We start from the raw sequence: 5839 nt of genomic DNA, 5'->3' as shown, positions 1-5839 counted from the left end.
ATAACAGCCTGACGATAACCTACTTTCACACTGGTTGCAGCACTATCATTGGCGCAGAGTCGTTTCACGGTCCTGTTCGGGATGGGAAGGGGTGGGACCAACTCGCTATGGTCATCAGGCATAACTGGTTGATTCATTGTGGTCATCGCTGAGTTGATGATCGCAACAAATCCAATTGGGAAGAAGCGTAGAGCGTTTTTAGGGTAGCAGGAGGGGTTCGGGATTGTGCCGAGGTTCCTGTGACCTTGAAGCGCTAGAATTTGGTTATCGGTTGTGATCGCGCCAAACAAACTGGCAACCGGCACCCAAGGGTTAGTTAGGTACCTCACTCTTGTAGCCTACACCTGTCAAGGTTATAGGGACAAGCCTTACGGGCAATTAGTACTGGTTAGCTTAATGCATTACTGCACTTCCACACCCAGCCTATCAACGTCCTGGTCTCGAACGACCCTTCAAAGAGCTTAAAGCTCTGGGATATCTCATCTTAAGGCAAGTTTCCCGCTTAGATGCTTTCAGCGGTTATCTCTTCCGAACATAGCTACCCGGCAATGCCACTGGCGTGACAACCGGTACACCAGAGGTTCGTCCACTCCGGTCCTCTCGTACTAGGAGCAGCCCCCTTCAAATATCCAACGCCCACGGCAGATAGGGACCAAACTGTCTCACGACGTTTTAAACCCAGCTCACGTACCACTTTAAATGGCGAACAGCCATACCCTTGGGACCGGCTACAGCCCCAGGATGTGATGAGCCGACATCGAGGTGCCAAACTCCCCCGTCGATATGAACTCTTGGGAGGAATCAGCCTGTTATCCCCAGAGTACCTTTTATCCGTTGAGCGATGGCCCTTCCATACAGAACCACCGGATCACTATGTCCTACTTTCGTACCTGCTCGACTTGTCAGTCTCGCAGTTAAGCACGCTTATGCCATTGCACTATCAAGACGATGTCCGACCGTCTCTAGCGTACCTTCGAACTCCTCCGTTACACTTTGGGAGGAGACCGCCCCAGTCAAACTGCCTACCATGCACTGTCCCCAACCCAGATAATGGGCCAAGGTTAGAATCTCAAACAAACCAGGGTGGTATTTCAAGGTTGGCTCCACGCAGACTGGCGTCCACGCTTCAAAGCCTCCCACCTATCCTACACAGATTGGTTCAAAATTCAATGCAAAGCTACAGTAAAGGTTCATGGGGTCTTTCCGTCTAGCCGCGGGTAGATTGCATCATCACAAACATTTCAACTTCGCTGAGTCTCGGGAGGAGACAGTGTGGCCATCATTACTCCATTCGTGCAGGTCGGAACTTACCCGACAAGGAATTTCGCTACCTTAGGACCGTTATAGTTACGGCCGCCGTTTACTGGGACTTCAATCAAGAGCTTGCACCCCATCATTTAATCTTCCAGCACCGGGCAGGAGTCACACCATATACGTCCACTTTCGTGTTTGCATAGTGCTGTGTTTTTATTAAACAGTTGCAGCCACCAGTTTATTGCAACCCTGTCGTCCTTCCCCCGCAGGGGGGTCAAACTACTAGGGCGTACCTTATCCCGAAGTTACGGTACCAATTTGCCGAGTTCCTTCTCCCGAGTTCTCTCAAGCGCCTTAGAATACTCATCTCGCCCACCTGTGTCGGTTTGCGGTACGGTCTCGTAGGACTGAAGCTTAGAGGCTTTTCTTGGAACCACTTCCGATCGCTTCGTGAATTAATTCACTCGTCTCAACCCCTTGAATTCCGCTGCCGGATTTACCTAACAGCCTTCTACAAGTCAAGAACAGGCTCTTCCAACCGCCTGACGACCTTCCGCGATCCGTCCCCCCATCGCATCCTACGACGGTGCAGGAATATTAACCTGCTTCCCATCAGCTACGCATCTCTGCCTCGCCTTAGGGGCCGACTCACCCTGCTCCGATGAACGTTGAACAGGAAACCTTGGGCTTACGGCGTGGAGGCTTTTCACCCCCATTATCGCTACTCATGTCAGCATTCGCACTTCTGATACCTCCAGCATCCTTTACAAGACACCTTCGCAGGCTTACAGAACGCTCTCCTACCATATGCTTACGCATATCCGCAGCTTCGGTGACTGGCTTAGCCCCGTTACATCTTCCGCGCAGGACGACTCGATCAGTGAGCTATTACGCTTTCTTTAAAGGATGGCTGCTTCTAAGCCAACCTCCTGACTGTTTTAGCCTTCCCACTTCGTTTTCCACTTAGCCAATCTTGGGGACCTTAGCTGGCGGTCTGGGTTGTTTCCCTCTTGACGCCGGACGTTAGCACCCGACGTCTGTCTCCCAAGCTCGCACTCATCGGTATTCGGAGTTTGCAATGGGTTGGTAAGTCGCGATGACCCCCTAGCCATAACAGTGCTCTACCCCCGATGGTGATACTTGAGGCACTACCTAAATAGTTTTCGGAGAGAACCAGCTATTTCCAAGTTTGTTTAGCCTTTCACCCCTACCCACAGCTCATCCCCTAATTTTTCAACATTAGTGGGTTCGGACCTCCAGTGCGTGTTACCGCACCTTCATCCTGGCCATGAGTAGATCACTTGGTTTCGGGTCTACACCCAGCGACTAATTCGCCCTATTCGGACTCGATTTCTCTTCGGCTTCCCTATGCGGTTAACCTTGCCACTGAATGTAAGTCGCTGACCCATTATACAAAAGGTACGCCGTCACTCCATTTTTCAAGAGCTCCGACTGTTTGTATGCACACGGTTTCAGGATCTATTTCACTCCCCTTCCGGGGTTCTTTTCGCCTTTCCCTCACGGTACTGGTTCACTATCGGTCGATATCACGTATTTAGCCTTGGAGGATGGTCCCCCCATGTTCAGACAGGATTTCTCGTGTCCCGCCCTACTTTTCGATCACTTAGTATCACCACAATCATTTCGTATAAGGGGCTATCACCCTCTATGGCCGGACTTTCCATTCCGTTCTACTATGGTCGTGGTTATCATGATCAGGCTCTTCCCATTTCGCTCGCCACTACTTTGGGAATCTCGGTTGATTTCTTTTCCTGCAGCTACTTAGATGTTTCAGTTCGCCGCGTTCGCTTTGCAATCCTATGTATTCAGATTGCAATGACCTATTAGGCCGGGTTTCCCCATTCGGAAATCTGCGGATCAAAGCGTGTTTGCTCGCTCCCCGCAGCTTATCGCAAGCTACTACGTCCTTCGTCGCCGGATATCGCCTAGGCATCCACCATGTGCACTTAGTCACTTGTCCCTATAACGTTGGCCTCTCGTGTCAACTTGACGGTATCGCTACCTTCAACTTGGTTCATCACGAAAGAACGGTATAGTTCTTTACTACATCTTACTTTGAGTATTTTATTGCGTTGCCGTAGCGCAAGTGTCTTTGTATTTCTATGCCATTATTCCTAATGACTACTTGGATCACTCGTTACTACTATGTTTGTTCGATACAATCACAACCCATTTAATTTGACTCGCTTCATCTCTGAATCGAATCAGATAAACAAATTCTAATTTTCTCTACTTCACTTCTTCCGAATTGTTAAAGAACGAAACTACCGTTTGATCAAAGATCAAACCTAAATCGCTCGCACTAACTGAATCACTTCAGTGGCTTGACTTAGGTTTGGACTTTTATGTCTTGGTGGAGGTTAACGGGATCGAACCGTTCACCCCCTGCTTGCAAAGCAGGTGCTCTACCAGATGAGCTAAACCCCCATATTCCGTCAAACAAAAGTAAAACCCTACTTTTGTTTGCATTGATTTGTTTAAAATCCCTGGCCAAGCCAGATGATTTTAAAAACAAACTCCAACGCGAAATCTTGATGTGGTGGGTCTGGTTGGGCTCGAACCAACGACCCCCGCGTTATCAACACGGTGCTCTAACCAACTGAGCTACAGACCCGCATTGTGGCGTGGACATTGCAGTGATTACTCACCACAACGGCGGCGTTTCATGTTCTTTTTAACTACAGTCAATAAGTGTGGACACGTAAAACAGCGCGTGACTCTAGAAAGGAGGTGATCCAGCCGCACCTTCCGATACGGCTACCTTGTTACGACTTCACCCCAGTCACGAATCCCACCGTGGTAAGCGCCCTCCTTGCGGTTAAGCTACCTACTTCTGGTGAAACCCGCTCCCATGGTGTGACGGGCGGTGTGTACAAGACCCGGGAACGTATTCACCGCGACATGCTGATCCGCGATTACTAGCGATTCCAACTTCATGGAGTCGAGTTGCAGACTCCAATCCGGACTACGATACACTTTCTGAGATTAGCTCCACCTCGCGGCTTGGCAACCCTCTGTATGTACCATTGTATGACGTGTGAAGCCCTACCCATAAGGGCCATGAGGACTTGACGTCATCCCCACCTTCCTCCGGTTTGTCACCGGCAGTCTCATTAAAGTGCCCAACTAAATGATGGCAATTAATGACAAGGGTTGCGCTCGTTGCGGGACTTAACCCAACATCTCACGACACGAGCTGACGACAGCCATGCAGCACCTGTGTATCCGTTCTCTTGCGAGCACTCCCGCATCTCTGCAGGATTCGGACCATGTCAAGGGTAGGTAAGGTTTTTCGCGTTGCATCGAATTAATCCACATCATCCACCGCTTGTGCGGGTCCCCGTCAATTCCTTTGAGTTTTAATCTTGCGACCGTACTCCCCAGGCGGTCTACTTCACGCGTTAGCTGCGTTACCAAGACAATTAAGTCCCGACAACTAGTAGACATCGTTTAGGGCGTGGACTACCAGGGTATCTAATCCTGTTTGCTCCCCACGCTTTCGTGCATGAGCGTCAGTGTTATCCCAGGGGGCTGCCTTCGCCATCGGTATTCCTCCACATCTCTACGCATTTCACTGCTACACGTGGAATTCTACCCCCCTCTGACACACTCTAGCCTCGCAGTCTCAAATGCCATTCCCAGGTTGAGCCCGGGGATTTCACATCTGACTTACGAAACCGCCTGCGCACGCTTTACGCCCAGTAATTCCGATTAACGCTTGCACCCTACGTATTACCGCGGCTGCTGGCACGTAGTTAGCCGGTGCTTATTCTTCAGGTACCGTCATTAGCCGTCTATATTAGAGACGACCGTTTCTTCCCTGACAAAAGAGCTTTACAACCCGAAGGCCTTCTTCACTCACGCGGCATTGCTGGATCAGGGTTGCCCCCATTGTCCAAAATTCCCCACTGCTGCCTCCCGTAGGAGTCTGGACCGTGTCTCAGTTCCAGTGTGGCTGGTCGTCCTCTCAGACCAGCTACTGATCGACGCCTTGGTGAGCTTTTACCTCACCAACTAGCTAATCAGATATCGGCCGCTCCAGGAGCATGAGGTTCTTGCGAATCCCCCACTTTCATCCGTAGATCGTATGCGGTATTAGCGCAACTTTCGCTGCGTTATCCCCCACTCTTGGGTACGTTCCGATATGTTACTCACCCGTTCGCCACTCGCCGCCAGGTTGCCCCGCGCTGCCGTTCGACTTGCATGTGTAAGGCATGCCGCCAGCGTTCAATCTGAGCCAGGATCAAACTCTTCAGTTCAATGCCTGTTACTTGTGATCATTACTGATCTCTGCCGTTTCCGGCAGGTCGCTCACTCAAAATACTGACAGGCTCCAACCGGCTTTGACACCGTTTGAATCCTTATTTATTTCTTCGTGAACATTTAATACTTGGTGTCTTGCTGACGTATCAGCAATTGCACTGGTATTACATGCCCACATTTATTGACTGTATGTTGTTAAAGAACGTCAGATAAGTTTAGTTACTGACTGCTGTGTGTTCTGACTGGCCGCTTTAGCGGGGAAAGTCGTACTTTAGGCGGACAAAGCGTTGTGTTTGTTCGC

The 5839-nt window shown here is 50.2% G+C and carries 2 tRNA genes and 3 rRNA genes; all 5 read right to left on the bottom strand.

From position 1 onward, the window contains the following. Nucleotides 1-6: 6 nt before the first annotated feature. Nucleotides 7-119: ribosomal RNA gene (rrf, locus tag E2I14_RS19060) — 5S ribosomal RNA — on the bottom strand. Nucleotides 120-357: 238 nt separating this feature from the next. After that, a 23S ribosomal RNA gene (locus E2I14_RS19055) occupies nt 358-3235 on the bottom strand. 391 nt (nt 3236-3626) lie between these two features. Further along, a tRNA-Ala gene (locus E2I14_RS19050) sits at nt 3627-3702 on the bottom strand. A 110-nt stretch (nt 3703-3812) separates the two neighbouring features. Beyond that, nucleotides 3813-3889 (bottom strand) — tRNA-Ile (locus E2I14_RS19045). Between the two features lie 109 nt (nt 3890-3998). Next, nucleotides 3999-5534: ribosomal RNA gene (locus E2I14_RS19040) — 16S ribosomal RNA — on the bottom strand. Together the 16S, 23S and 5S rRNA genes with 2 tRNA genes alongside form the textbook arrangement of a ribosomal RNA operon. Nucleotides 5535-5839 lie beyond the last annotated feature (305 nt).

Source organism: Sapientia aquatica (genome assembly GCF_004358105.1).
Classification (GTDB): domain Bacteria; phylum Pseudomonadota; class Gammaproteobacteria; order Burkholderiales; family Burkholderiaceae_D; genus Solimicrobium; species Solimicrobium aquaticum.
The sequence above is the reverse complement of the archived record's forward strand: the minus strand, read 5'-3'. Positions and strand labels throughout refer to the sequence as shown.